Below are 24,867 nucleotides of genomic sequence, written 5' to 3' on the forward strand. Positions count from 1 at the left end.
CACCGACGGTGCGGCCGCTCCCGGCGTCAGAACAGCGGCCCGCCGCCGAAGACCTCCCGATGTGAATCCGGCTGATTGCCCTCGATATCGACAACGCCGTAATCGAGCGCCGTCTCGGCGGTGATGAGCGTGTGTCCGCTACGCGCGTTCACCTCCGAGTCGGCGGCCAGGGCGACGATCACCCGGCCGATGAACTCGGGGGTCTCGGCATTGGCCAGGGAGAAACCTTCGAAGTTGTCGATCCCGCGGGCGAGCATCGCCTCGTTCTTCACCAGGCCGGGCCAGAGCGACAGGGTGGTCACCCCGGTGCCCCGGAGTTCGACGGCCATGTCGGCGGCCATCTTGTCGAGACCCGCTTTCGACATGCCGTACAGCACCGAATGCAGGTAACCGCGTGTGCCGAACGACGAGATGTTGACGATCATCCCGGTACCGCGCGGAACCATCATTCGTGCAGCCTCGACGGAGGCGACGTAGTGCGCTCGTAGCCCGACTCCGATGAGGCTGTCCCAGTCGCTGATCGGGCGCTTCCAGAACGGTTCCGAGAAGCCTGCGAATCCGGGCGGCGAGGCCCACACGTTGTTGACGAGCAGATCGAGTCGGGAGTCCTGTTCGCCGGCGATACGAGCGAACAACTCGTGGATCTGTGCGTCGTCGGTGTGGTCGCACTGCACCGCGATGCCGTGACCGCCGCGTTCGGTGACCTCTGCAGCCGTCCGGTCCAGCGCGCCGTCGGAACCGACGGGACCGCGGGCGGTGACGTAGACGGTCCAGCCGTCGGAGCCGAGAGCACACGCGATGCCCTTGCCGACGCTGCGGCTCGCCCCGGTGACGAGCGCTACCTTCGGTTCTGTCATCACTGCACCACTTCCACGTCGTCGGTCAGTGCACGCTGGATCGTCCACAGCATCTGTACGTGACACTTCGAGATCTTCCATTCACCGTTCTCGACCACGTACGTGTCGTCGTAGTCGAGGGCAGTGACGCGCTCCGTCCGGGCGCGCAGATCCACCTGACGGAACCGCAGAGTCCAGGCACCGGTGGCAATGTCCGGGCCGGTGAGGTGAATGCTCGGGTGCATTCCGTGATGCATGTCGAGCACGATGTAGCGGTCGTCGACGCGTTCGAGCGCGATGCGGGAGTAGACGTCGACGAGGGCATCGGCATCGTCGAAGCTGCCGAGGGCGGGGCCGTAGTAGATGTCGGCGCCACCAGCGACGAAGCATCCGCGCATGGCTTCCGGATCCTTTGCGTCACATGCACGGAAGTAGCGATGCTTGAGCATCTTGATCTGCTCGATGGCTTCGAGCCGAGCCAATCGATCTTCGACGGTGTCCATGAGACGGCCTTCCGGTCAGGGATACAGCGGTGTGTCCCCGGACACTATCCGCCACCACCGGGCGACGTCGGAATCCTCCCGGTCAACGGGCAGTTCGATTCTCGTATTCTGTTTCAACCCCTCAACTTCCACTCGGCCAGGTCGATGGCGGTGGAAATCGTTTCGAGGAGGACAGCCATGCGTTCGGCAGGACCGGGGGCGGCGAGAACTGCGTAGCGATCGGCTTCTCCCATCGGCACGTACCGAGCGAGGGCGAACAGTCGTGCGCCGGGATCCTCAGGCAATTCGGTACTGGCGGGTGGAACCGGTGCCTGGCCGTTGGTGAGACGATCGAGTACCCCGTACAAGCGACCCATGGGACCGGTTATTTCGGTGAAATCAACCGGGCCGGAATCGGTATCGGGCCAGATCTCCACCTCGGCTCGCGGGTAGGGATCGTCCGGCAACCACTGGACGACGCGAATACGCTCTTCTGCAATGCATTCCAGTGCGCGTCGACCTGAACCGAGAGCGGTTTCGACCATGATGCGGGCGACGGTGCCGACGTCGTGTCGCTGGTCGCCTCCGCCGACCTCGTGGCCACGGGCGATGAGGACGACACCGAAGCGAGGGCCGTCCGGGGAGGCGGTGCAGTCCTCGACGAGTTGCTGGTATCTCGGTTCGAAGATGCGCAGCGGGAGATCGGATCCGGGGAGCAGGGCGGTGCCGAGCGGGAACATGGGCAGAATCGGCATCAGGGCATCCTCAGGCGCGGGGTCGGGGGAGTGGGGACGGGTTCGTCGCGAGCGATCTCGGTGAGCACGTGGTCGGCCCAGCTCGCGAGTCCGTCGATGTCGAGTCCGTAAGGAGGCTCGTCCTCGTAGTGCCGCACCCGTGCCTGCCCCTGCCTCAGCAACGATGCCGCACCGGACGGGTTGCCCCGGAGCAGATGGGTCAGTCCGACGGCGAGTTGCGCAAGGCCCTGCCAAAGCGGACGTTCCTCGGGCGGTGCCTTCTTCCACATCGCCTCGAATACCTCGTGCGCGTGGAAGGGGAAGCCGTGGTCGAGGAGCCGCTGACCTTCGGCGATCGTCTCCTCGACATCGAGGTCGAGGTCTTCGGGCACACGTTCGACGCCTTCTTCGCCGGGCGCCAGCGGACGGCCGAGGGCGTCGCGGGGACGCGCGTTCTGCGGCCTGCCGTCGGGTGTGCGGTCCCGGTCCGTCATGGGGCAAGCGTAGACGACCGGCAACTTCGGGAGGAGATACCGACGACACTCAAGTCTGTCGCAGCGTCCAGTGCCGATCTCCGGACGACCTGCGGGGCCGGCACATCTGCGCAGACAGTTCCCGGGCGAACGCGTCGACGGTGCCCGGGCCGATACGGAGATCGGCACCGGGGCGGAAGAGGTACCGGCCGTCGCCCACCACGTCGAACCATCCGATGTCCGCGACGGGCGTGTATCCAGGATTCGAGTGTCGAAGTATCCGGATGCTGCCGGTGGCCGACCGTTCACGACGCAGCAACCGGCGCAACGACTCTGCGTGCGTATCGATCGCAGGGCGGCGGATCGCGCCGAGGCCGGTCGGCCCCAGCACGTCGTGACTCGGCGCGCTCCGTGCGGGCTCCCTTCCCGCGGCCACACGCGGCAGTTGTTCGAGGAGCACATACGGAAGTCGTTCGCTCGTCGTGGTCACGAGACGGATATCTCCTGCCGCGGGGTCCTGACGCGCGAGGACGGCCCGTTCGCCGTCCACGGCGGCGCGGACGAAGACCTCGGCGGCCGGATCTGTCGAACGGCCGTAGACCTCCACGGCGATCTGCGCGGCCGACAGTGTCCGAAGTGCGGCGTCGAGGGCAGGATCGGGGCTCTGGTGCCGCCACGTCCGAGCGGCCTCGAGGTTTGCGAGGTGATCGCCCTCCCACATCGCGGTGGTGCGGTAGCGCAATGGGAAGGGGAAATCGTCACCGCCCACCGCGGTCCACGACACCAGGAATCTGTCAGGTGTCAGATGCCGGTTCACAGCGGTCCGGCTCCCAGTACCGGCGGTGCGGTATCGGGCAGCGAACCGATCAGTTCGTTCCCGTTGTCACCGGTGACGAGATAACTCGCCACACGCTTGTCCTGCTCGTCGCCGCGCGACGCTGCGGGCGGGATCATGCCCGGCATCATGCCGAACGGGCGGACACCGGCCCCTCGTGTGGTGGCAGTACCGGGTTGGCTCGCGCTACCGGTGTGCGGGGCAGTCCCCGTGACGAGCGGTGCGGGAGCCGCGAACGGCGACGCACCGCCGGCCGAACCTGCTCCGCTCGAACCTGGTAGTCCGCCTCCGAGGCCTCCACCCGGCCCGTACGAGGGAGAACCGTACACATGACCGGTCGGGCTGCCGTGTGCTCCGCCCGCAGCCGGGTAGGTCGACGTCGGTGTGGTCGCCGCGTAACCATCCGAACCGGCACTGCCTGCGGGGCCGCTCTCGTTCATCGCGCTGTCGGTGCCCTCTTCGGGTATCGAGGTGTCCGTACGGTCGACTGCGTGTGCAGGGGTGAGCTCACCGGGCTGCTGTCGGTTTCCGTTCTGTCCGGGGAATCCGGCGGAGCCGGTAGCGGCTCGAGCGCCGGCGGCATCCGACTCGCCGTAGCCGTGCGGAGTGTAGGTCTCGGCGGCACGATCCGTGGTGGCCGCATACGGTGAGGGAAGTACCGGGACCGCAGTGCCCGAATCTCGGTAATACGGTTTGTACAGCGCCTCCATCACGCGTACGGCCTGGGCGCGAACGGCTTCCTCCTGGCGAGCGGCCGCAGCACCTGCGGTCGGATCGAGCGCGTACATCAGGAGCGAGGTGTTCGCCGAGGGTGGGGGAACGGACGACCGCACGCGCTCGCCGACCTCCGCGGCGATCCGGAGTTTCTCGGAAGTCGCCCGCGCGGCGTCGGAGAGTTGCTGTGCGGATTCACCGAACAGCAGGGTCGCCTTCGTCGCGGCGTCGGCGGCCGCACCTTCCCAGTGCTGGGAGATGAGCTTGCGGATCATCAGTGTCCCCCATGCGACCGTGAAGCTGAATCCCTTTCCGAGATCCGCCCATTCGGTAGCCAGAGTGGTCATGGCGACGGGACTGATGCTCTGTGCGAGCCGGTAGATGGCGGCATGGTCCATGCCATGGAAGTTCTCGAACGCCGCGATGTACTCGGGATCGACTCCCGCGTCGACGCGCGCGGCCAGCATGTCGTAGTTCGCCTGTCGCCGGGTGACCGAATCGGGGGTCGGCGCGTCGACCCCGAGCGACATCAGTAGCCGGTCGACGACGTTGTCATTCGTGGACATGGAGGACAGTTCCCTTCCGATGCTCTCGCGTCTCGAGGAGCCGACGGCGGCGCGATATTCCCCTGTCCACGTAGATCCCCCCGATCCGATGGTGGCGACGATGCTAACGCACAGTCCCCACCAGGTGCAGGCGCAATCAGGGCGAGCGTGACGCCTTCGGCATCGAGAAGTCGAACTCGCTCGTCGGCTGTTGACAAGCCCCCTACGGCATCGCACGATAAGCGAGCGCTTAGAAATGAGCCAGTGCTTGTCGACTCGGTAACGGTGGTCCGGCGCGCGGGCTCCTCGCGACGGCGCAAGCATAGGATCCGCTGAAGGGAAGATTAGGATATGGCTCTGAAAGAGCCTGCTGTCCAATAATTTTGGATACAGGCTGTTTGGTGGATGAGAAGACGGTCGGCTATACAGTCTCTGTAGGCCCCGTCACAGCGAGGAGATGACCCATGTCCGTGCTCGACCGCTTTCGTCTCGACGGCCGCGTTGCCATCGTCACCGGCGCCTCTTCGGGCCTGGGTGTCGCGTTTGCCCGGGGCTTCGCCGAGGCAGGAGCTGACGTCGTACTCGCCGCGCGCCGCGTGGACCGGCTGGAGCAGACCGCAGAACTGGTCCGGGAAGCCGGACGGCAGGCCGTCACGGTCGAGACCGACATCGCCGATCCCGATCAGGCGCAGCGCATGGTCGATCGGGCGGTCGAACAGTTGGGCCGAGTGGATATCCTCATCAACAACGCAGGGATCGGCACAGCCGTCCCCGCCACGAGGGAGACCCCGGAGCAGTTCCGTCAGGTCATCGACGTCAACCTCAACGGATCATTCTGGGCCGCACAGGCTGTCGCCCGGGTGATGCAGCCCGGTAGCGCGATCGTCAACATCTCGTCGGTCCTCGGTCTCACCACGGCGGGTCTGCCACAGGCGGCCTACTCGGCCAGTAAGGCGGGCGTCATCGGACTCACCCGAGATCTGGCGCAGCAGTGGGGATCGAGGAAGGGAATTCGTGTCAACGCCATTGCCCCCGGTTTCTTCCACACCGAGATGACGGACGAGTACCAGCCCGGATACCTCGAGGCGATGGAGTCGCGAATCATTCTCGGACGCACCGGAAATTCCGAGGAGATAGCGGCTACCGCCGTGTGGCTGGCGTCGGATGCGTCCGCATACGTGACCGGTCAGACCATCGCTGTCGACGGCGGACTCACCATCACCTGACGACACCACCCATCCCTTACGAAGGAACATTATGAGCACACAACCTCGCACTGCCATCGTCACCGGAGCCGCGCGCGGAATCGGCGCTGCCGTCGCAAAGCGTCTCGCGGGCGACGGCTACCAGGTCGCCGTCCTCGATCTCGACGAGTCAGCTTGTAAAGACACTGTTTCGGCGATCGAGTCGGCCGGAGGCAAGGCGCTTGCTGTGGGCGCCGATGTCTCGGACGAGAAGTCCGTCGCCGCTGCCGTCGAGAAGGTCGCCGGCGAACTGGGCGAGCCGACCGTCCTGATCAACAACGCCGGCATCACCCGCGACAACCTGCTGTTCAAGATGACCGTCGAGGACTGGGACGCTGTCATGAACGTGCACCTGCGTGGCGCTTTCCTCATGACCCGTGCCGTCCAGGGTTACATGGTCGACGCCAAGTTCGGTCGCATCGTCAACCTGTCGAGCACGTCGGCTCTCGGCAACCGGGGTCAGGTCAATTACTCCGCGGCGAAGGCCGGCATGCAGGGCTTCACCAAGACCCTCGCGGTCGAACTCGGCAAGTTCGGCGTCACCGCGAACGCCATCGCACCGGGCTTCATCGCAACCGAGATGACCGCCGCGACCGCCGAGCGTCTCGGTGTGTCGTTCGAGGACTTCAAGACGAACATCGCGTCGAGCATTCCGGTCGGTCGTATCGGCGAGGTCGACGACATCGCCCACACTGCCTCGTTCCTCGCTTCCGAAGGTGCGGGCTTCGTCTCCGGTCAGGTCATCTATGTGGCGGGTGGCCCGAAGGCCTGAGCTTCCTCAGTACTGCTGTGGCGTCGCGTCGTCCCGATCCGGAGCGCGGCGCCACAGTCGTTTCATCGGTGTCACTCGGAATGGCCCCCGGGTGTCGGTCGTTGTGCTTACTGTTCCGGGCATGAGCGAGAAGGTGAAGGGGCCCGAGTCGTATTTTCCGTCGATCGAGCAGAAGTACGGTCGCCCGATCGAGGAGTGGAAGGACATGATCCGCGCGTCGGATCTCGGCAAGCACATGGAGCTGGTGAACTGGCTCAAAGAGGAACACGGGATGGGTCACGGGCACGCCAACGCGCTCGTGGCGCATACCTTGAAGGAGCGCAGGGCCGACTGACGTCAGCTTCCGTTGCCGTTACCGCGGTTGCTGTTGCCGTTGCCATTGTTGCCGTTCCCGTTGGTGCTGTTGCCGTTCCTGTTCCCGTTCCCGTTCCCGTTGTTGCTTCCGGCATTGCCGTTGCCGCTGTTTCCACGGGAATCGGGTTCGGTCGATTCGGGTCGCGCGACCACCGGAGGGATCGCCGGTATCTCGGCCGGGGCGCTTGCCGGAACAGGCACCGCTTCGGGAGACGGTGACGCGTCGGTGGTAACCGTAACCCGCTCCGGTAGCGACGCATAGGTACCGGGTGTACGCGTCTCCGGTACCACCGCGGGCGCGGAGGCGGTATCTCGCCCGAGCCCCAGCACGAGACCTCCCACGACAATCGCGCCGACAAGTGTCGTGCCCGTCGCGAGGAGGGCTCGGTGGAGTCGGTCCGCGCGATCACGTGCGGGGACGGCGGTGGAAAGCGGTGCGGTGACGACGCCGCTCACAGAAAGACGGGTTGTCGCCGCGCCGGGGTCGTCGGCGGCGTGCAGCGCCGCCAGCATCTCCCGCGCGCTTCCGAATCGGTCGGAAGGGTCACGCGCCATTGCCCGTTCGATCACGGCGAGCAGCCCGGGAGGAGCGTGCGGGCACAAGTCGGAAAGCGGTGGTGGCTGTTCGTGGGTGATTGCCCGTGCCAGTGCGAGGATGTTGTCGCCGGAGAACGGTCGTCGTCCACACAGCGCCTCGTAGCCGACCACCCCGAGAGCGTAGAGATCGTCCGACACGGACGCGGGGTGTCCTGTGATGCGGCCGGGGCTCAGATAGGCGACGGTTCCCACAAGTTCGCCGGTGCCGGTGAGGTCGTCGCCGCCCATCTTCGCAATGCCGAAGTCGGCAACCTTGATGTGACCGTTCTCCGAAACGAGTAGGTTCGCCGGTTTGATGTCCCGGTGGAGGATCCCGGATTCGTGGGCGGCGACGAGAGCTTCGAGGACGGCGACGAGGACGGTGCGCACCCGAGCGACGGGGATTGAGCCGCAAGCGATGTCGTGTGCGAGCGTGCGTCCCGGGAGTCGCTCCATGACGATGTAGGGACGTCCGTCGTACTCGCCGGTGTCATAGACGGTGACGATGTGGGGGTGGCTCAGCACCGCGGCCGCTCGCGCCTCGAGGTCGAAGCGACGCCGCGCGTCCGGTCGGCGGCCGATCTCTCGTCGCAGCAGTTTGACCGCTACCGGCCGGTGGAGTCGGGTGTCCCAACCGGCGTAGATCTCCCCGGTGGCGCCCACGCCGAGCAGGCCGCTCAGCTCGTAGCGGCCGCCGAGGTGGTTGTGGACGGTCACAGATCGACGGTAGCCGCTCGACGGTCGAACAAAACTCCATATGCCTTCGTGCGGCGGCGTCGGTCCGTGTTTCACCTACGATCTTGATTGCTTGCCAGTAACGTCCTGGTAATCCGCGCCGATCTCACGCTGTGAGAACGAAGCTGCCGGAGGGCGGAATGAAGACGATAGTGAGGGCCGGAATCGTCGCCGGCGTGGCAGCTGTATCCATGGTGTGGCCGGTGACTGCGATGAGCGATCCCGGCGCGGATCAGGGGGTCCGATACGTCGCACTCGGCGACTCGCGCGCCGCCGGACCCTATCTCGACGCCGCCGCCATGATCGGAGGATGCGCCCGCGCCGACGCGGGATATCCGAACCTCGTCGCAGGATCGCTGCAGGCTGCTCCCTTCGTGAATGTCGCGTGCGCAGGTGCGCGCTCCGAGAACGTAACCTCCGTTCCGCAGCAGACCTCCACGGGACCTGTGCCGCCACAGGTCGAGTCGCTCACCCCGGACACGGACCTCGTCACACTGAGCATCGGCGGCAACGACATTCGGTGGTCGGATATCGTCTCGTCGTGCTACACAGAACTTCCTGGTGGTGATGCGCACTGCCGCACCGATCCGGGCACCACGTCGCGTATGGATACCGCACTGGCGTCGCTCGGACCGAAAGTCACCGCTACCCTCGCCACCATTCAGCAACGCGCACCTCGCGCGCGGGTCATGCTCGTCGGACACGGTGGTGTCTTCGGCAACCGGGGTTGCTGGCCCAGCATCCCCACCAGCGACGCCGACGCGGTGTTCGTCACGAATTTCTTCTCTCGCATGAATCGTGTGCTCGCCGGTTCGGCTTCTGCGGCCGGGGCCGAGTTCGTCGACGTCACGGTCGGCATGCAAGGACACGACGCGTGTGCGCCTTCCGAACAGCGCTGGTACGAGGGGCGCCAGTCGCTGTCGCTCGCAAGACCGCTGCACCCTACCGCCGCGGGCATGCGACACATGGCGGAGCGGGTGACGGCCGCCTGGTACGGCCGCCGGTAGGCGCCGAGAGTCGCCGAGCGGGCCCTGCACGTTTCAACCACGACACTCGCCGGACACGACTGCGAAAAGGTGGAATGCTGCACTGCACGGCGTGTGTACATCCGTCGAACCGGTCCTGCGCGGGAGGCCCTGATGACGATCCACCGACAACGTCTCGGCGGCACGAGTTACGAGTTCGACGGTCTCGTCGAGCTGCTCGCCAAAGCATCGCCACAACGTTCGGGTGACGAACTCGCCGGTTGCGCGGCTGCTTCCGAAGAAGAACGCGCCGCCGCGCAGACAGCCCTCGCAGACCTTCCGCTGACCACATTCCTGACCGAAGCAGTCGTGCCGTACGAGACCGACGAAGTGACGAGGCTGATCGTCGACACCCACGACGCGACGGCGTTCGCACCGGTGTCGCACATGACCGTCGGGGAGATGCGCGATCACCTGTTGGCGGTCGCCGCCGGCCCGGATTCGGCCGACGTGCTCGCCACGCTCGCGCCGGGCCTCACTCCGGAGATGGTGGCGGCGGTCAGCAAGATCATGCGGAATCAGGATCTGATCGCGGTGTCCCGCGCGGCGACGGTCGTCAGCGCGTTCCGCACCACCATCGGATTACCCGGCCGGCTGGCGACGCGACTGCAACCGAACCACCCTGTCGACGATCCGCGCGGCGTCGCTGCCTCGGTCCTCGACGGCCTGCTGATGGGATGCGGCGACGCCGTGGTGGGCATCAACCCGGCGAGCGATTCGCCGCACGCCGTCGCCGACCTGCTCCTTCTGCTCGACGAGATCCGTCAGCGGTTCGACATCCCCACCCAGTCGTGTGTGCTCACCCATGTCACCACCACGATCGACTTGATCGGGGCGGGGGCACCCGTCGATCTCGTGTTCCAGTCCATCGCGGGCACCGAAGGCGCGAACCGCAGTTTCGGCGTGAACCTCGAGGTGCTGCGGGAGGGTAACGAGGCCGGCAGGTCGCTGCGCCGGGGAACCGTGGGGGAGAACGTCATGTACTTCGAGACCGGGCAGGGCTCGGCGCTGTCGTCCGGGACGCACCTCGGCACCGGAGACAGACCGGTCGATCAGCAAACTCTCGAAGCCCGCGCGTACGGCGTTGCGCGCGCATTCGATCCACTCCTCGTCAACACGGTGGTCGGGTTCATCGGCCCGGAATATCTCTACGACGGCAAGCAGATCATCCGTGCGGGCCTCGAAGACCAGTTCTGCGGGAAACTCCTCGGCCTGCCGATGGGTGTGGACGTCTGCTACACGAACCACGCCGAGGCCGATCAAGACGACATGGACACCCTGCTCACCCTGCTCGCGGTCGCGGGGACAGCGTTCGTCATCACCGTGCCGGGCGCCGACGACGTGATGCTCGGATACCAGTCGTTGTCGTTCCACGATGCGCTCTACGTGCGGCAGGCCGCGAACCTGCGACCGGCACCGGAGTTCGAGGACTGGCTGCGCAGGCAGGGCATGGCAGACGATGCCGGCCGAGTCCTGCCCGTGGACGTCGGAACCTCTCCTCTCCGCGCGCTCGGAGGTGCCCTGTGAGCGAGCTCTGGGACGAACTGCGACGTCACACCCAGGCACGCATCGGGCTGGGACGCGCGGGGAACGGAGTTCCCACTCGACGTCATCTGGATTTCGTGACGGCGCATGCCGAAGCCCGCGACGCCGTGCACGTCTCGCTCGACGTTCCCGCTCTGGCCGATCGGGTTCGCGGTCTGGGCCTCGGCGAACCACTGATCGTGGAGAGCGCAGCGGGGGATCGCAGTACTTATCTGCGTCGCCCGGACCTCGGTCGGCAACTCGCCGAAGGTACAACGCTCCCGCGTACCGACGCCGATCTCGGTATCGCGCTGTGCGACGGGTTGTCGTCCACGGCCCTGGACGCACACGGTGCCGATCTGCTCGCTGCCATCCGCGCCGCGTTGCCGGGCCTGACGATGGCACCCCCGGTGATCGCGACACAAGCTCGCGTGGCACTGGGCGACCAGATCGGCGAACAACTCCGTGTCACAACGATGCTCGTGGTAATCGGAGAGCGCCCCGGCCTCTCGGTGGCGGACAGCGTCGGTGTATACCTGACGCACCACCCGAGGCCGGGACGTAGTGACGCCGAACGTAACTGCGTGTCGAACATCCACCCGCCGGGCGGGATGACCTACGACCATGCCGCGCGCGTCATCGCGGCGCTCGTCGACGGCGCGCGGCAGTTGGGGGCGTCGGGGGTGGCGCTGAAGGACACCTCGCGGGACCCCGCGTTGAGTCGGACGGACCAGAAGGAGCTGTAGGCGTCAGTCCGGCTCGGACCGTGTCCGTCCACTGTGTTGCCCTTGCGCCCGCCGGTCATGATCCGTTGATCTATCGCGATAGCCTCCAAGGGATCGAGTTGTGATCGAGGGCGGCATCGAGGATCGCAGCGATGGTGGCGAGCAGCACGCTTCATGACTCTTCCGCGATTTCCAGGACCTCATGCGGTGGGTCACTCGTAGAGCGAGTTCCCTCCACGCCAATCATGGTCGTCCTCGGTAGGGCTGCCGAGGAATTCCTCAGGGTGCTGCCCGTAAGACGAGGTCCCCCATTCCGCAGCTGTCCGGTGGGAGAACCGGATGTCGTCGATATTCGATGGAGCGCCGTACGGGATACTGCCGTCTTGCCGAGAACCGGTCCTGCGTCCAGGGGTCCCCTTCGAACGCGACTTCTGGTTCTGGCGACGCAAAGCGGTGTCGGAGGGCGAGGTCTTCTTGCCGATCCGGACCAGGCGTAGTGGCTGCGCAGCACCGCTTCCAGTACGGGTTCTGTCGATGTATCGACCGAGTTCGCGCGCCAGGCTGGTGCTGCACCTCGGACAGGGGCTCAGATGGCTGCGGTAGGCGTCTGCAGCCATGCACCGGTGGGTGGCGTTCCGGCCATCCCTGCATCGTGCCGAGGCGTGAAAAACCCCGCTGCCGCGAATGACGAAGACTTGTCGACGTGCGATCGAGACCGCTTCGCGCAGTTCTGCTTCACTCAGGCGTCGCGGAGGTGAGCTTCGGAGTTGCTTGTGCGTGGCGGACAACCTCGTACCGGTTCTCGAAGCAACAGACCGCGGTGCGTGAGGTCTGGGGGTGTCGGTCTGAGTCGTAGCGGTGTGTGGCACGACGCTGGCAACCTCGGGCGCGGAACTGGGTGGCCTTGTGGGAGTCCTGCTGGGCGTTGCTGCCGGTGTCTTCTGGGCGGGATTCTCGACGTCGAGGAGTGCCTGGCTGAATCGACTGCGATATCCGTGTGCGAATTCGTTGAAGCTGTCGCCAAGATTGTGAAACGCCTGAGCCAGAGCGATGCAGGCGGATTTGCTCTGCATGGTCTTCGAGTGCGAAGCGAACAATTCGTGGCTGCCGGGCTGCTGCCCTTCTCCGGAACCGTTCGTCCGTTCGTAGATGCGCAGTTCCCAGCCGGAAGCAACCGACTTGATGGCGTAGTGATAGCTGGGAGTGTCGGCAACATATGCGCCCTTTGGTGCGCGGGCTTCGTGGAAGCCCAATCCCGAAGGGGCGGAACGCTCGCCTGTGCGTGGGTTGCTCCGAACCTGTTTGGTGCGTTGTTCGGGCATAGAGGTTTTGCGCGACTTCGAAGTAGAGCGGACTTTGCGTGCCATGCGTACTCCTTGGAAGACCCGAAGAGGCGATGCATTCCACCGGCGTCTGCCCTATTCAGGCAGGCGTGCAATTCGGCCGACATTACGCCGTTTTGCGAATAATGCCAGAGTAGATCTCACTCGCCTCGCTACTTGTGCTGCTGTGTCCGAACAGGCTTCTCGGGGCAGACAACCTATAGGTGAGGCTCACAACCCTTGTGGTCGACCACCCGGGTTGTGAGCCTCACTTTTCAGTTGTGAACCTCGTTCGCGGGAGGGACGTCGTCGCGATTGCGGGGCTTCTTCGCGACGGATGTCGACGTCAGGAACAGGATGGCCGACGAGATCGCCACCAACCACAATCCCCAGCCGATCTGGATGCCGATCGTCTCTCCGAAGAACTCGGCCGTGTGCGACGAGACGTTCATGATGTCGTAGATCGCGATGCCGAGGCAGATCACACTCGCGGCCGGTGCGACCCACCGAATGACGTTCCCGCCGACCGGTCCGCGGGAGAACAGCGTGAACATCGCGACGGCCGCCAGCACTCCCAGGATCAACGTGATCATCCCGTCCCCCTCGAGGCCGTTCTTGGTGAAGGCCATGAAGCTCGCCCAAGGGCCGATGCTGCCGAGAATGATGCCGACGCTGGCAGCGAGTGACGCGATCAGATTTGCGTTGTAACGCTGGTCGAAATCTCGAGTACTCATTGGTTCTCCTGGTTGTGGTTCGCGGATTGTTTTGGGGTCAGGCAGTTTCGGGAAGCACGTTCTTCAGCGAAGCAACGATGTTGTTCGCGATCGCCGATGCGACCTCCGGCGAAACATTCGCGTCGTGGCAACGCCGCGCCGCGACCGCCAGTCGATCGGCGACTTCGTTGAGGGGGTGTCCGCTGTGCCCGCGTACCCACGAGAACTCGACGGTACGACCCTTGATCCGATTCCGGATCCGTTCCACGACGTCCACGATCTCGGGGCGACCTTCGTAGGTGCCTTCGAGGCAGGCGAGGGCGAGCCGGCTGTCGGTGAGGATGTGCAACTTGGGATTCGAGAAGCGGCAGATTGCCATGTGGATGGCCAGGAGTTCACCTTCGAGGATTGAGCGAGCGTCGCACGCCATCCGCATCTGGTGCACGCCGGTATCGGATACGCAGCCCAGTCCCGTGCCGCGACGGTTCTTGGCCTTCGACGCGTCGGTCGCCACCACCAGCGGCGGACGTGCCTCGAGTTCTGCCTCGCGGCGTGCTTCGTCCGCTGCGAGCAAGGCCGCGACGTGTGCCCCGATGGTGTCGGATGCGCGTGAGAGAAGGATGCCGAACGGACCGAAGGCCGTGTCGACGAACTGCACGGCCGGGAAGGACTCGGCGACGTTCTTCAAGGTGCGGCGCAGCGCGCTGTCCGAGATGTGGACCCGGGTAGGAGAGGTCCGCGCCTTCGCGTACAGCGCGTCGAACGCGTCGAGACCGAGGAGCAGGCGGTCGGTCTCGGAGTCTCCGTCGCGGGTGAGCAGGACGACGTCGTCGTCGGTTGCGATCGCGGCGCAGATCTGCGGTCCTGCGTCGCTGCAGGTCTCCCTGATGTGGATGGCGGCGAGCATCGGATCCTCCTCGTTTTCGGGGTCGATGTCGATCATGAAATCGGCGGCCCACGCCGTCGATGAATCGAGTGATAACGGGGGTTATCGCATCCGCGCGTGGTGGTGTCCGCCCGCTGTCGTAGATTTCGAAACGACCGCGAACGGCCTCGGAGCAGGAAGGGAAGGAGACGCACACCCATGAGTGACGAGCCCACCCTGCTCCTGTCGAAAAGCGACATTGCCGCACTTGCCGGTGTGAAACGCCCGGTCGTGACGATGTGGGCCAAGCGCTACAGCAACAGCGACCGTCCCTTCCCGACGCCGGCGCGTGTCGAAGCACGCCAGGAGAAGTTCGCCGCCGACGACGTAGTGGCCTGGCTCCGAGATCGGGGGCTCGGCAACAACGACACCCTCGCTGAGGATGTCGCCGTCTTCGCCGCGCTCGAACATCCCACCGGTGCTGATCCCGACATCGCGTTCGCCGGTCTCACCGCGCTGTTGTGCTTGAAAGCGCAGATCGGCATGTCGTTGGGCGACCTGGACGACGAGGAGATCCTCGACGAGGCCGACGACCTGGACCCCGACGACGTCTACCTGTACCGGGAGCTGTCCGACCTCGGCGAACATCTTTCGACGTATGCGCGTCACGCAGATCGGATGGCCGACGCCGCCTATACCCCGGAACATGCCTTCGAGGCGCTCATCGGGCAGCGCTTCCGGTTGCCGTTGCCCGACTGGGCCGACTCCGCCCTCGCCGAAAGTGCGCTCACGCTGTGCACGCGGGTCACGACGGCGCTGGTCTCGAGCGACAGCGTGACGTTCGTCGATCCCTCGGTCGACGGCAGCGATCTGCTGGTAGCGCTGCGTCGTGACCTCTCCGAAGATTCCGAGCCGATCGCCATCACCGGCCGCGCCGATACGGCCTCGGCTCGCCTTGCGCGACGACGACTGGCGATCCACCGCTGGCGCCGGCACCCCAGTCCCGCAGAGGGGTTCGGGGCAGATTTCTCCCTCGACCGACCGGCCCTGTTCCTCACTCAGTACCCGTCGCCGTCCACGCTCGGGTACACGCCCGTCGATGTGCTGTCGGAGATCGACAACATCACTGTCCAGATGGGTCCGGAGCACACGGCGGTGGTGATCGCACCGGCAAGCGTGCTGGTCGATCCGCTCCGTGACCGGGAGGCGCTGTCGATCCGGTCCGGAATCGTCCGGTCCGATCGGCTGCGTGCTGCCATCCGCCTCCCCGAGGGGTTGTTGGTGACCAAGCCGGGCATGCCGATGGCGATATGGGTGTTGGGTGCGCCGGACGAGCGAACCGCCCCCGCGGATAGGTGGACGGTGCTCGCCGACGTCGGCCATCGAAGCCTCGACAACGAGACGATCGAGGGCGTGATATCCGATGTGGTTGCCGCGATGGGCGATTGGAAGTCCGTCTGCGCTCACGCATTCGCGTTCGGAGCCGTGCACCGAACCTCGAGGCTGCTCGCCGCAGACCACCTCGGTCTAGTCGTGCCGCGCGACGAGCGACCCGCACTTGCCGGTGCGGACGTCGCGAGCCGTGTGATGGCACACGTCGATGCGGTGAACGGGCACTCGCGTCGTATCGTTGACGATCTGCAGTTGAAGGTTGCGTACGGCGGTTCGGCTACATCGCAGATGCCCACTGCCGGCGAGTTGGTGGCGCGCCAGAAGCTTGCACTCGTTGCGGGCAACCGGATCGACGACCGCGATATTTGTGCGGACGGGAACGTGCGCGTGATCGGCCCAGCAGAACTGTTGGGCGAGAAGAGACTCGGCGCCCGGGGCGTGGACCGCCTGGCACACACGACGAAGTATCCGAACAGTCGCTACACCGAGCCGGACGACATCGTGTTCTGCACAGCGCCGAGCGTCGGTGTCATGGTCGATTCCGACGGCGGATCGCTCGTCCTTGCCCCGGCCCGCGTCTTCCGTATCCGTCCTGGTGAGACCGAGGGATTGATACCGGAAGTGATCGCGCGGCATCTCCGACGGCGAGCCTTCGTCGAGAAGCCGGCGGGAGCTGTTCGTGGGGGACGGCGCTGGCGCGACTGGACGATCCCGATGCTCGATTCCGATCAGGTCGACAACGTGACCTCGGCACTGCGTGATCTCGACGCGCGGCGGCGTGAGGCGCAGGACCTGCTCGACAGCTTGAACGAACTGACCGACACAATGGTCGACGGCGTGACTCGCGGAGTCCTGTCCGTCACGGCACACAACGGGTCCGACCCGGAGGAAGGGTGAAGATGCCACCGAGGAAGAGGGCGACGGCCACAGCACCGTCGACCATGAAGGAACTGAAGGACACACTGTGGAAGGCCGCCGACAAGCTGCGCGGTTCCATGGATGCGTCCCAGTACAAGGACGTCATCCTCGGGCTGGTGTTCCTCAAGTACGTGTCGGATGCGTTCGACGAGCGTCGCCAGCAACTCGAAGCGGAGCTACGCGCCGACGGGCTCGACGACGAGGATGTGGCGTCGCTGATCGACGACCGCGACGAGTACACAGGCTCCACCGTCTTCTGGGTGCCCGCGGAGGCGCGTTGGGAGTACCTCGCGCAGAACGCGAAGGGCGTGCAGGAGACGGCCGAGACCGAGGGGCTGACCGTCGGTGAGCTGATCAACCGCGCGATGCTTGCTCTGATGACGGAGAACCCGTCGTTGAAGGGCACGTTGCCGATGATCTTCAACGGCGACAACGTCGACCAGCGGCGTCTCGGCGAGCTCCTCGACCTGCTCAACAGCACTCGCTTCACTGGCGAGGGTGCGCGTAAGGCGCGGGACCTTCTCGGCGAGGTGTACGAGTACTTCCTGGAGAAGTTCGCTCGCGCCGAAGGTAAGCGCGGCGGCGAATTCTACACTCCTGCAGGTGTTGTGCGTGTTCTGGTTGAGGTCCTCGAGCCGTACAGCGGTCGCGTGTACGACCCGGCGTGCGGGTCGGGTGGCATGTTCGTGCAGGCCGAGAAGTTCATCGAACATCACGGCGGCAACCCGACGGACATTGCCGTGTACGGTCAGGAACTCAACGAGCGCACCTGGCGCATGGCGAAGATGAACCTGGCGATTCATGGCATTACCGCCAATCTCGCCGAGCGCTGGGGCGACACCTTCGCACAGGACCTGCATCCCGATTTGCTTGCTGACTTCGTGATGGCCAACCCTCCGTTCAATATCAAGGATTGGTCGCGTCGCGAGGACGACAAGCGCTGGAAGTTCGGCGTGCCGCCGGCCGGCAACGCGAACTACGCGTGGATTCAGCACATCATTTCGAAGCTCGCGGAGCGTGGTTCGGCCGGTGTGGTGATGGCGAACGGCGCGATGTCGTCGAACTCCGGTGGCGAGGGCGAAATCCGTGCGCGGCTTGTCGAAGCCGATCTGGTGTCGTGCATGGTCGCGCTTCCGACGCAGTTGTTCCGCAGTACCGGTATTCCGGTGTGCGTGTGGTTCTTCGCGAAGGACAAGTCTGCCGGCGTGAAGGGTTCGATCGATCGCCGCGGCGAGGTGTTGTTCATCGATGCCCGCAACCTTGGTTACATGGTTGATCGCGCAGAGCGCGCGTTGTCGGATGACGACATCGCAAAGATTGCGGACACGTTCCATGCTTGGCGCGGAACGGAATCGGCCAAGGGTGAATACGCCGATGAGCCGGGATTCTGCTACTCGGCGTCGTTGGCGGAGATCAAGGAAGCCGACTACGCGCTGACGCCGGGTCGGTATGTGGGTGCGGCACCGCTGGAGGACGACGGTGAGCCGATCGAAGAGAAAATTGCGCGGTTGACGAAGGAACTGTACGAGCAGTTCGACGAGTCGGCGCGGTTGCAGGCTGTCGTGCGGGAGCAGTTGGGGAGGATCGAATGAGTCGCCCACTGGTGGAGTTAGCTGACATCGCAGCTCCGAAAGGTATCGTGGGCGGACCCTTTGGCTCATCTTTGGTCAATAAGGATTATGCGGAGTCGGGGGTCCCCGTTATCCGGGGTGCCAACATGTCTCTGGGGAAGTTTGTCTCCGGCGAGTTCGTGTATGTGACGCCTGAAAAAGTGGAGTCTGACCTGTCGCGAAACCAGGCGCGTCCTGGGGATCTCGTCTTCACGCAGCGCGGAACTCTGGGGCAAGTGGCGCTTGTGCCTGCGGTGCCGTTTGAGCGGTATGTCGTTTCGCAAAGCCAGATGCGGGTGACGATCAACCCTGATGTCGCTGACACGGAATACGTATATTATGCGTGCAGTTCGGAAACCTTCCTCAGACAGATTTCAGACCATGCAATTTCCACGGGTGTTCCGCACATTAACCTTGGGATCCTCGGTCGGTTGCGGGTGCCACTGCCGACTTTGCGCGAGCAACGCGCCATCGCCGAGGTCCTCGGCGCCCTCGACGACAAGATCGCCGCCAACCGACGTTGCATCCAGAGTTTGAATCACCTTGCTGATGCCGAGTATTCGCGCTTCTCGATGGAAACGACCAAGTGCGAATCTCGACCCGATGTTATCACGCTCGTTGAGTTGAGCAGGATGGGTGCGATTGTTTTTGGGGATGGGTACCGAACTAAGCGAGCCGAGCTCAATGAGGACGGTTATCGAATAATTCGGGTAGCCGACATATTTGATGGAGAGATTCATCTTAACGGCACGGATTTTGTCTCGTATGAGCGGCGTAAGGCGATTGGGTCTAAAGCGGGACAGCCTGGGGATATTGTCCTCACAACGAAGGGGACCGTCGGGCGGCTGGCGGTATTCGAGGGTGCTGAGGAGCCGGTGGTATATAGCCCTCAAGTGTGCTTCTTTCGCGTCCGTAATGGCAACGGGTCAATCGAGAGATCCTACCTGCGTCGGTGGCTCTCGTCTCCCTCGTTCCTCAGTCAAGCGTCGTACCGGAAGGGAAACACTGATATGGCAGACTACCTCAACCTCACCGACATTGGATCGATGAAGTTGGACTTGCCGCCTATCGAGGATCAACGTGTATTGGCTAATACACTTGAGCCCCTTGAAGAGTCCATCGCTTCTTTGAGAAGGGAGGCGCGGGTTCTCGCCGATCTCCGGAGCGCATTGCTTCCCCGACTCATGTCTGGCGAGTTCCACGTTCGTGACGCCGAAAGAGCTGTTTCGGACGTCGTGTGAGGTCGCTGGATCGCCATGGGTCGGAGAATGCTCGGGCGTGATGAGCAATCCAACCCCTCGAGGTGGATCACGCTCGATATTAGACGAGCGAGCCCACTCCCAGCCGAATAACCGTCCTGCGGTACCCAACCCGCGCATATCAGAGTGACCACGCGTCGAAACCGACACGCTCGCCACCATCCGAAAATTCAGCCGGACCCCCAGAGGCGGCGCCCCGCGACGACGGTCCCCGGCGCCGCCTCACCCTGCATTCTTGACAAATCGACGTCCATATCAGTGCGTGAAATCAGACCGGTCGCGACGAGAAGCTGCAGGTCAAGGACGTGCGTCATCGCTCATCCCGAAGATGTGAGCCAACTCGGGCCCCAGCAGGATCACCCGAAGGAGTGTCATGAAGTCCGTCGTCCCTACTCGCGCGTAGTGCCGGCATGTTCGTCGGCGTCGTGCTGTGGCTGGCGACCGTCGAGGTACTTGGCGGCGAGTTCGGCAGGCCCTCTTCTCCTTACTGGTGACCGTGGGGCTTGTCTACCTCGCAGTCGGCAAGCCCCGTGCGTGAATATCGACGGCGCGTCAAAGCAGAACAGGCGGCGCTCGCCGCACGTGCCGAAGCTGGTCCTCGGGCTTTCTTGGCCGGAGACCTGCGAACTGCGCTGGTATTTCCACCAGAAGCGGCGAAGCCACCCCCGGCTTCGCCGCGGTGTGGTGATCGCCGCTGTTCTCGCCACCGCGTTCGTCCTCTTCGGGATCATCAACGACATGTCCGACGGACTCGAAGCTCCGTCCGAAGGGGACGCCTCCACCACCCCGAAGTCGTCCGGTCACTCGGCGGCTGCGCACTCCCTGACTTCGAGTGGAGCAACAGCCGCGACCACCGCCCGAACAGCGAGTCCGCCTCGACTTCCACTGCGATACCGTCCGTGACCGCGGCAGATTACGAGCCGGCCGCTGTCATGCCCGACGTCCGGTGCATGGACCTCCAAGCCGCTCAAGATTTGGTTCAAGCCGAAGGCATCTTCTACTCGACCAGTGTCTACGCGACCGGTCAGGGGCGGGCGCAGGTCTGGGATCGCAGCTGGATGGTTGTCGACCAGTCACCTCGGCCGGGCGCTTCATCGATGAGGCGACGCCGTTCTGACTGTCGTGAAGGAAGGCGAATTCAGTGGGTGCTGAGCCGGACGACGCGCCGTTCATCGCGGTGATCGACGTGTTGGCCCCGAGTGACTGGGAGGAGCGTCGGTTGCTCGCCTAGGCTCTCGACAACTTCTCGTCCAGATGTGCTCGCGAGGAGGCCGCGGCCGCCGATGCACCGGCTGATTTGTCTGTGGTCGGTTGGGCGTTGAGTTTTCTGCATGATCACGGATGGGTCGTCCCGTTCGCGTGGCCCAGTTGGGAAGGCAAGGCGGTGCTCGAGTATTCCGATCCGCGCCCGATCGGTCACGCGTCGGCTGCAGATTGTCTGCGGTACTTGACCGTATCGGTTCGTGCAGATCGGTTCGATAGCGGCTCGTTCGAGAGTTACGTGGAGCAGGGCTTGATCGGAAGCTTGTTGCGCCGGCTACTCGAAACCACCGGAAACGCAAGCTGACGGAAAAGAAAAGCGGGCGCCCTTCGGGCGGCTGCGCCAACAGATCGGAGACCCTGCGGGTCCCTGAGTCTTCGGCCCCTTCCCCAACGCTGCCCGGTCGCCATTCCCCGATAGACCGTCTCGGCCAGCACTTCTGGCCCCACGTCGCAGACGACGTGTGGCTTGTACTGGACCCGGTCGTTCGTGTCGACCCTCACGATCGGGTGCTCCACCACCAGCTGTGGAGTCGAAGGATACTGGTGCCCAGTCGGTTTCGAACGCGAGGAATGGCACCCCGGTTCGCAGCGTCGAGCGCTGACGTCGGACTGTGGGAGACGAGCGACGTGTGCGTCGACGTGCCTCGGATACCGGAACGGCCCTCGTGCACGTTGATGCGCAGGAAACGACTCGAGCCCTCCGACCATGGGTGGTCGAAAGGCGAAACAGTCAGAGCGTCTGTGAGGAACCTGGTGGCCAGGTGAAGTGGCGGCCGGAGACGGCCGATTGCCGGTGCACGCCTCTGGAGGGCGTGTGGATAGAATCCACCCTACGGTGCATGACAGCCTCAGTTCTGTCTTGTGCCCAGACCCCGGAGTGGTGTTGGCGCACCTTCCGGGGTCGACCTGTATTCAGATCGTTGCGGGGATGCTCCCATGATCTAAGCGAAGCGTCAACTCGAACACGCGTTCTATCTTCAACGTGAAGCTGAGCCTGGGAAGATTGACCGTACGTGTGGGAGGTGACGTCATGCACCATGATTCGAACCAGGCCGACGTCGAAGCGGAATTGGTTGCGTTCGCCCGCGACTGGGCGCGCGCAATCGTGTCCAACGACGCCGAGCGCATCGCCGAGTTCACGGCAGACGAATGGGTGATGGTGTCCGAATCGGGTATCGATCCGGGCAGTCGATTCCTGTGGCTGGTCGCATCCGGCGAACTCACACACTCCGCAATGGAGACGGTCGGGGATATTCGCGTGCGTGTCTACGGGGACACGGCTACGTTGACAGCTCGAGTGACGAACAGCGCGCACTTTGCGCAGCAACGGTTCGATGCCGACGAGTGGACCACCGATGTGCTCGTCAGGCGCGACGGCAAGTGGCAATGCGTGTTGACGCAAACGACATCAGCACAGCGTGATTCGTCCGATTCGTGAGGACTTCGCGACTGCAGTGCTGGTCGTGGGCACGAGTGACGTTGATGTGCAAGTAGCGCCGATTGCCAGTTGTCCCCAATCGGGCGCTTACTCCCGTGAGGCTTCCTCGGCTACTACCGTCGAGAATGCGCGCTTCACGAACGAGGTTCTGGTGGAACGTCGCGCAACGGGCGCGGTGCTGGTTACCAACCCCCGACCACCTCGAACGCGCGATGATCATTTTTGTCAGGCGGTCGACGCTCGTATCCGGATCGCCGGGATCGTCGCTGCGTGACATGGGGCTTCGAAGTCAGACCAGCGCGTTGGCTCGGTGCGTCAACATCTGGCCGATCTCCGAAATATTCTTCGTCAGTTCGAAATTGACCCACCCCGCGACCTCCCAGAGCGGACTGGGCTCAGGCATCAGATCCGTGATGACGGTGCCCGGGTCGGTCGTCTCCAGTAGCTCAACCCATTCGTCGCGCAATGTTCGGACGCGAGTGACGCGCCGGACCATTCGTACTCGTCGGGTGTCAGCGGACGTCCTCCGCGGCACACCGTGAGGGTGTTCGACCACTACCACTCGATGTGCCAAAGGAGCCATGCGACGGTCGTTTCGGGGAGGGTCTCCGCCGCCTCGTCCGGCCGGTCGGCCACGAGCTTTCCGTCGAGGCGTCGAACACTCACGCAGTTGGGTGACGGCTCCCAATACGCAGCAGCCTCATCGATGCGCGGTAAGACGTGTTGGTCTGCAAAGAGCCAGATCAAGTCGAGTTGCTTCAACAGCGTCTGCACTGCAAGGGGTGTTTCCGGAGCGTTTATGGGCAACAGCATCCATCACCTTCGGCATTTGGCGCGCGCAGCGAACTCGTCCAACGCGCGAACCACATCCTGGGCTCGCCAGATGCGGTTTCGGCGTCCATCAGTGATCTGCGTAAGAATACCTGCGTCAACGAGCCGGTCTATCAAGCAACTGCCTGCAATTCGTTGCTGAGCGAGATCGTCCGGTGATCGATGAACGGCGGTATCGAGGCTCTTACGGGCAGGAGGTGGGGCGGCGTTTGCGTCGGGACCCGTATGCACCGGAGGTGCCGGCCCAGGGGCGTTGCTCGAACGCAACGCGAGGCCACGGTTCACTGTCGGCAATCGATGTTATCGCCGAACCACAACATCGGCTTTCCTGATAACGAATGGTATGGCGCCTACGGCGCCCCGAAACCATAGGTGAATTCGCCACTGGTCCAGTTCATCGTGGCGTGGTACTTGTACCCGCGCATCCGTCCGCCCCCGACGTCTTCGGTGCCGACGAAACATTCGAACACCGTGGTGGTTTCGTTGAGATTGTCCGTGGATCCGCCGTTGACGGGGGAACATTTCACCGAGAGCACCGGGCCGTCGAACATGCCCTTGTTCACGTGCTCGAGCGCCATCTCTTCGATGCTCGACTCGATGTTCGCCACGCTCAACGCCCGGGACGCACGTTCCGCTGCGTCGGCGGCCTCCTGCTCGGCGCGTTGCGCTTCGAGGCGCTCGGCTTCACGCTTCGCCGCTTCCTCCAGCGCAGATGCCTGAGCGGCGACCTGGGCATCGTGGTTGATCTTCCACGTCACCGTCCCCCCGACAGCTGCGAGTGCCACCACCAACAAGGTGAGTACGACGACCCGATTCCGGAACCAACGCGTCTTCTCGGGTGCCTCGTCGTCGCCCGATTCGGAGAAATCGAGCCACGTCGACCCGTCCCAATACCGTTGCCCGCCCTGGGGGTCCGGATACCAGCCGGCCGGCGCCGGCGATTTGTCGTTCGACATTGCACAGGGTCCTTACTCGGTGAACGCAAATGTGGGGAGACCGGTGCGCCCGAACCCTTCTCGGGCGCACCGGCAGTAGAGGGAGCAGTTACCGAAGCGAAACGGTGACCCCGCCCGAGAACATCGAGTCGTGCAGTTCGATCGCTGTCGGAACCGCGTCGACCGGCATGTCGAACACGACAGGCATCGTGACGGTGTTGCCGGGGTTGATCTCGTCCCAGAACGACACATCCGAGTCGAGGTTCAGAGCAGCGGAGGTGTCGGGGCTGAAGGTGCGCCCCTGCTCGTCGATCAGCTTCTGGTCGCTGGGGCTGAGGCCCTTCGGCTGGTCCGAGATGTTGCTGACCGTCATGGTGACGATCACGAACTGACCTTGCGCCTCCGCGGCGAGGTACGGGTTGTCGCCCAGTGTGCTGACGCCGGCCTCCACGCCGGTGACGACGAACTCGAACTTGCCGTCGCGGACAGGCGTGTTCATCGTCGCAGTTTCCTCCTCGACGACGGGCGTATCCGCGACGGCAGGCGTATCGGCCTGCGTGGCCGTCTTGCCCGAGCTTGCGGGCGTGGCGGGCTTGTCGTCGTCGCCCCCACCGGACACGGAAGCGATGACGAAGACCGCAAAGATCCCGCCGACGATCCACGGCCACTTCTTGCGCTTCTTCTGCTGTGCGGGTCCGTAGCCGGCGGGAGGGACCGGAGCGCCGGGCTGGTTGGGCATGGTCATGG

The 24,867-nt window shown here is 64.4% G+C and carries 24 protein-coding genes and 1 pseudogene; 12 read left to right on the plus strand and 13 right to left on the minus strand.

The genetic code is table 11. The annotated features are described in order from the left end of the window. Nucleotides 1-26: 26 nt before the first annotated feature. The 6 genes from ABZ789_RS06865 to ABZ789_RS06890 form a co-directional block, all read right to left on the minus strand. On the minus strand, nucleotides 27-857 hold the full coding sequence (locus ABZ789_RS06865; RefSeq protein WP_358420876.1) for an SDR family NAD(P)-dependent oxidoreductase: 831 nt from the start codon (nucleotides 855-857) through the stop codon (nucleotides 27-29). Beyond that, entirely contained in the window at nucleotides 857-1,339 is a 483-nt protein-coding gene (locus ABZ789_RS06870) for a nuclear transport factor 2 family protein (RefSeq protein ID WP_358420879.1), read from the minus strand. The genes ABZ789_RS06865 and ABZ789_RS06870 overlap by 1 nt, the downstream gene beginning before the upstream one ends. 113 nt (nucleotides 1,340-1,452) lie before the next feature. Beyond that, complete coding sequence (locus ABZ789_RS06875) at nucleotides 1,453-2,073, minus strand: LON peptidase substrate-binding domain-containing protein (RefSeq protein ID WP_358420882.1); 621 nt, start codon at nucleotides 2,071-2,073, stop codon at nucleotides 1,453-1,455. After that, nucleotides 2,073-2,546, minus strand: coding sequence for a DUF309 domain-containing protein (locus tag ABZ789_RS06880; RefSeq protein WP_358420885.1), 474 nt, complete (start codon nucleotides 2,544-2,546; stop codon nucleotides 2,073-2,075). Before ABZ789_RS06880 ends, ABZ789_RS06875 begins: the two co-directional genes overlap by 1 nt. A gap of 49 nt (nucleotides 2,547-2,595) precedes the next feature. Then, nucleotides 2,596-3,342: an ESX secretion-associated protein EspG gene (locus ABZ789_RS06885; RefSeq protein ID WP_358420888.1), complete on the minus strand. Its 747-nt coding sequence runs from the start codon at nucleotides 3,340-3,342 to the stop codon at nucleotides 2,596-2,598. Then, complete coding sequence (locus ABZ789_RS06890; protein WP_358420891.1) at nucleotides 3,339-4,640, minus strand: hypothetical protein; 1,302 nt, start codon at nucleotides 4,638-4,640, stop codon at nucleotides 3,339-3,341. The genes ABZ789_RS06885 and ABZ789_RS06890 overlap by 4 nt, the downstream gene beginning before the upstream one ends. 443 nt (nucleotides 4,641-5,083) lie before the next feature. Here ABZ789_RS06890 and ABZ789_RS06895 point away from each other — a divergent pair, with 443 nt between their 5' ends. The 3 genes from ABZ789_RS06895 to ABZ789_RS06905 all read left to right on the plus strand — a co-directional run bounded on the left by ABZ789_RS06895 (nucleotide 5,084) and on the right by ABZ789_RS06905 (nucleotide 6,969). Continuing rightward, nucleotides 5,084-5,845, plus strand: a complete 762-nt coding sequence (locus tag ABZ789_RS06895; RefSeq protein WP_358420894.1) for a 3-oxoacyl-ACP reductase family protein — start codon at nucleotides 5,084-5,086, stop codon at nucleotides 5,843-5,845. Between the two features lie 31 nt (nucleotides 5,846-5,876). Continuing rightward, nucleotides 5,877-6,635, plus strand: a complete 759-nt coding sequence (gene fabG / locus ABZ789_RS06900; protein WP_358420897.1) for a 3-oxoacyl-ACP reductase FabG — start codon at nucleotides 5,877-5,879, stop codon at nucleotides 6,633-6,635. Nucleotides 6,636-6,756: 121 nt separating this feature from the next. Then, on the plus strand, nucleotides 6,757-6,969 hold the full coding sequence (locus tag ABZ789_RS06905; RefSeq protein WP_358420899.1) for a DUF4287 domain-containing protein: 213 nt from the start codon (nucleotides 6,757-6,759) through the stop codon (nucleotides 6,967-6,969). Nucleotides 6,970-6,971: 2 nt separating this feature from the next. On the opposite strand, the gene ABZ789_RS06910 is transcribed toward ABZ789_RS06905, so the two are convergent. Then, nucleotides 6,972-8,282, minus strand: a complete 1,311-nt coding sequence (locus ABZ789_RS06910; RefSeq protein ID WP_358420902.1) for a serine/threonine-protein kinase — start codon at nucleotides 8,280-8,282, stop codon at nucleotides 6,972-6,974. 194 nt (nucleotides 8,283-8,476) lie between these two features. Here ABZ789_RS06910 and ABZ789_RS06915 point away from each other — a divergent pair, with 194 nt between their 5' ends. The 3 genes from ABZ789_RS06915 (at nucleotide 8,477) to eutC (ending at nucleotide 11,595) form a co-directional block, all read left to right on the plus strand. Beyond that, nucleotides 8,477-9,307, plus strand: a complete 831-nt coding sequence (locus ABZ789_RS06915; protein ID WP_358420904.1) for an SGNH/GDSL hydrolase family protein — start codon at nucleotides 8,477-8,479, stop codon at nucleotides 9,305-9,307. Between the two features lie 132 nt (nucleotides 9,308-9,439). After that, a complete protein-coding gene (locus ABZ789_RS06920) occupies nucleotides 9,440-10,852 on the plus strand; it encodes an ethanolamine ammonia-lyase subunit EutB (RefSeq protein WP_358420906.1) in 1,413 nt (470 codons plus the stop codon). Further along, nucleotides 10,849-11,595, plus strand: a complete 747-nt coding sequence (gene eutC / locus ABZ789_RS06925) for an ethanolamine ammonia-lyase subunit EutC (RefSeq protein WP_358420909.1) — start codon at nucleotides 10,849-10,851, stop codon at nucleotides 11,593-11,595. Before ABZ789_RS06920 ends, eutC begins: the two co-directional genes overlap by 4 nt. A 191-nt stretch (nucleotides 11,596-11,786) precedes the next feature. On the opposite strand, the gene ABZ789_RS06930 is transcribed toward eutC, so the two are convergent. The 3 genes from ABZ789_RS06930 to ABZ789_RS06940 form a co-directional block, all read right to left on the minus strand. Then, nucleotides 11,787-12,941 (minus strand): hypothetical protein, encoded by a 1,155-nt coding sequence (locus ABZ789_RS06930; RefSeq protein ID WP_358420912.1) that lies wholly within the window; start codon nucleotides 12,939-12,941, stop codon nucleotides 11,787-11,789. Between the two features lie 230 nt (nucleotides 12,942-13,171). Next, nucleotides 13,172-13,630 (minus strand): hypothetical protein, encoded by a 459-nt coding sequence (locus ABZ789_RS06935; protein ID WP_358420914.1) that lies wholly within the window; start codon nucleotides 13,628-13,630, stop codon nucleotides 13,172-13,174. Between the two features lie 37 nt (nucleotides 13,631-13,667). Further along, nucleotides 13,668-14,552: a ribonuclease H family protein gene (locus tag ABZ789_RS06940; protein ID WP_358420917.1), complete on the minus strand. Its 885-nt coding sequence runs from the start codon at nucleotides 14,550-14,552 to the stop codon at nucleotides 13,668-13,670. Nucleotides 14,553-14,693: 141 nt separating this feature from the next. On the opposite strand from ABZ789_RS06940, the gene ABZ789_RS06945 reads away from it, so the two are divergent. From ABZ789_RS06945 to ABZ789_RS06970, 6 genes and pseudogenes are all read left to right on the plus strand, one after another. After that, nucleotides 14,694-16,763 (plus strand): hypothetical protein, encoded by a 2,070-nt coding sequence (locus ABZ789_RS06945; protein WP_358420920.1) that lies wholly within the window; start codon nucleotides 14,694-14,696, stop codon nucleotides 16,761-16,763. Between the two features lie 2 nt (nucleotides 16,764-16,765). Continuing rightward, the gene (locus ABZ789_RS06950) at nucleotides 16,766-18,376 is read left to right on the plus strand and encodes a class I SAM-dependent DNA methyltransferase (protein ID WP_358420923.1); all 1,611 of its coding nucleotides are present in this window, start codon (nucleotides 16,766-16,768) and stop codon (nucleotides 18,374-18,376) included. Continuing rightward, nucleotides 18,373-19,635, plus strand: a complete 1,263-nt coding sequence (locus ABZ789_RS06955) for a restriction endonuclease subunit S (RefSeq protein WP_358420926.1) — start codon at nucleotides 18,373-18,375, stop codon at nucleotides 19,633-19,635. Before ABZ789_RS06950 ends, ABZ789_RS06955 begins: the two co-directional genes overlap by 4 nt. A gap of 600 nt (nucleotides 19,636-20,235) precedes the next feature. Continuing rightward, nucleotides 20,236-20,556 carry a hypothetical protein gene (locus ABZ789_RS06960; RefSeq protein WP_358420928.1) on the plus strand — a complete coding sequence of 107 codons (321 nt, stop codon included), beginning with the start codon at nucleotides 20,236-20,238 and terminating at the stop codon, nucleotides 20,554-20,556. Nucleotides 20,557-20,947: 391 nt separating this feature from the next. Continuing rightward, a pseudogene (locus ABZ789_RS06965) lies at nucleotides 20,948-21,220 on the plus strand (DUF6508 domain-containing protein); the annotation flags it as partial. 726 nt (nucleotides 21,221-21,946) lie between these two features. Continuing rightward, entirely contained in the window at nucleotides 21,947-22,354 is a 408-nt protein-coding gene (locus ABZ789_RS06970; protein ID WP_358420931.1) for a nuclear transport factor 2 family protein, read from the plus strand. Nucleotides 22,355-22,909: 555 nt separating this feature from the next. Here the strand turns inward: ABZ789_RS06970 and ABZ789_RS06975 are convergent. The 3 genes from ABZ789_RS06975 to ABZ789_RS06985 form a co-directional block, all read right to left on the minus strand. Next, nucleotides 22,910-23,167 carry a hypothetical protein gene (locus ABZ789_RS06975; protein ID WP_358420934.1) on the minus strand — a complete coding sequence of 86 codons (258 nt, stop codon included), beginning with the start codon at nucleotides 23,165-23,167 and terminating at the stop codon, nucleotides 22,910-22,912. 368 nt (nucleotides 23,168-23,535) lie between these two features. Next, nucleotides 23,536-24,141: a DUF2510 domain-containing protein gene (locus ABZ789_RS06980; RefSeq protein WP_358420937.1), complete on the minus strand. Its 606-nt coding sequence runs from the start codon at nucleotides 24,139-24,141 to the stop codon at nucleotides 23,536-23,538. Nucleotides 24,142-24,229: 88 nt separating this feature from the next. Next, nucleotides 24,230-24,865: a DUF4352 domain-containing protein gene (locus ABZ789_RS06985; protein ID WP_358420940.1), complete on the minus strand. Its 636-nt coding sequence runs from the start codon at nucleotides 24,863-24,865 to the stop codon at nucleotides 24,230-24,232. Nucleotides 24,866-24,867 lie beyond the last annotated feature (2 nt).

Source organism: Rhodococcus sp. NPDC047139, assembly GCF_040643435.1.
GTDB lineage: Bacteria > Actinomycetota > Actinomycetes > Mycobacteriales > Mycobacteriaceae > Rhodococcus.

Bases quoted from the DNA above. Each gene is read 5' to 3' on its own strand.
- ABZ789_RS06865 (WP_358420876.1), bottom strand. From the start codon at position 857: ATGACAGAACCGAAGGTAGCGCTCGTCACCGGGGCGAGCCGCAGCGTC.
- ABZ789_RS06870 (WP_358420879.1), bottom strand. From the start codon at position 1,339: ATGGACACCGTCGAAGATCGATTGGCTCGGCTCGAAGCCATCGAGCAG.
- ABZ789_RS06875 (WP_358420882.1), bottom strand. From the start codon at position 2,073: ATGCCGATTCTGCCCATGTTCCCGCTCGGCACCGCCCTGCTCCCCGGA.
- ABZ789_RS06880 (WP_358420885.1), bottom strand. From the start codon at position 2,546: ATGACGGACCGGGACCGCACACCCGACGGCAGGCCGCAGAACGCGCGT.
- ABZ789_RS06890 (WP_358420891.1), bottom strand. From the start codon at position 4,640: ATGTCCACGAATGACAACGTCGTCGACCGGCTACTGATGTCGCTCGGG.
- ABZ789_RS06895 (WP_358420894.1), top strand. From the start codon at position 5,084: ATGTCCGTGCTCGACCGCTTTCGTCTCGACGGCCGCGTTGCCATCGTC.
- fabG (WP_358420897.1), top strand. From the start codon at position 5,877: ATGAGCACACAACCTCGCACTGCCATCGTCACCGGAGCCGCGCGCGGA.
- ABZ789_RS06905 (WP_358420899.1), top strand. From the start codon at position 6,757: ATGAGCGAGAAGGTGAAGGGGCCCGAGTCGTATTTTCCGTCGATCGAG.
- ABZ789_RS06920 (WP_358420906.1), top strand. From the start codon at position 9,440: ATGACGATCCACCGACAACGTCTCGGCGGCACGAGTTACGAGTTCGAC.
- ABZ789_RS06930 (WP_358420912.1), bottom strand. From the start codon at position 12,941: ATGGCACGCAAAGTCCGCTCTACTTCGAAGTCGCGCAAAACCTCTATG.
- ABZ789_RS06935 (WP_358420914.1), bottom strand. From the start codon at position 13,630: ATGAGTACTCGAGATTTCGACCAGCGTTACAACGCAAATCTGATCGCG.
- ABZ789_RS06940 (WP_358420917.1), bottom strand. From the start codon at position 14,552: ATGATCGACATCGACCCCGAAAACGAGGAGGATCCGATGCTCGCCGCC.
- ABZ789_RS06945 (WP_358420920.1), top strand. From the start codon at position 14,694: ATGAGTGACGAGCCCACCCTGCTCCTGTCGAAAAGCGACATTGCCGCA.
- ABZ789_RS06950 (WP_358420923.1), top strand. From the start codon at position 16,766: ATGCCACCGAGGAAGAGGGCGACGGCCACAGCACCGTCGACCATGAAG.
- ABZ789_RS06955 (WP_358420926.1), top strand. From the start codon at position 18,373: ATGAGTCGCCCACTGGTGGAGTTAGCTGACATCGCAGCTCCGAAAGGT.
- ABZ789_RS06970 (WP_358420931.1), top strand. From the start codon at position 21,947: ATGCACCATGATTCGAACCAGGCCGACGTCGAAGCGGAATTGGTTGCG.
- ABZ789_RS06975 (WP_358420934.1), bottom strand. From the start codon at position 23,167: ATGCTGTTGCCCATAAACGCTCCGGAAACACCCCTTGCAGTGCAGACG.
- ABZ789_RS06980 (WP_358420937.1), bottom strand. From the start codon at position 24,141: ATGTCGAACGACAAATCGCCGGCGCCGGCCGGCTGGTATCCGGACCCC.
- ABZ789_RS06985 (WP_358420940.1), bottom strand. From the start codon at position 24,865: ATGACCATGCCCAACCAGCCCGGCGCTCCGGTCCCTCCCGCCGGCTAC.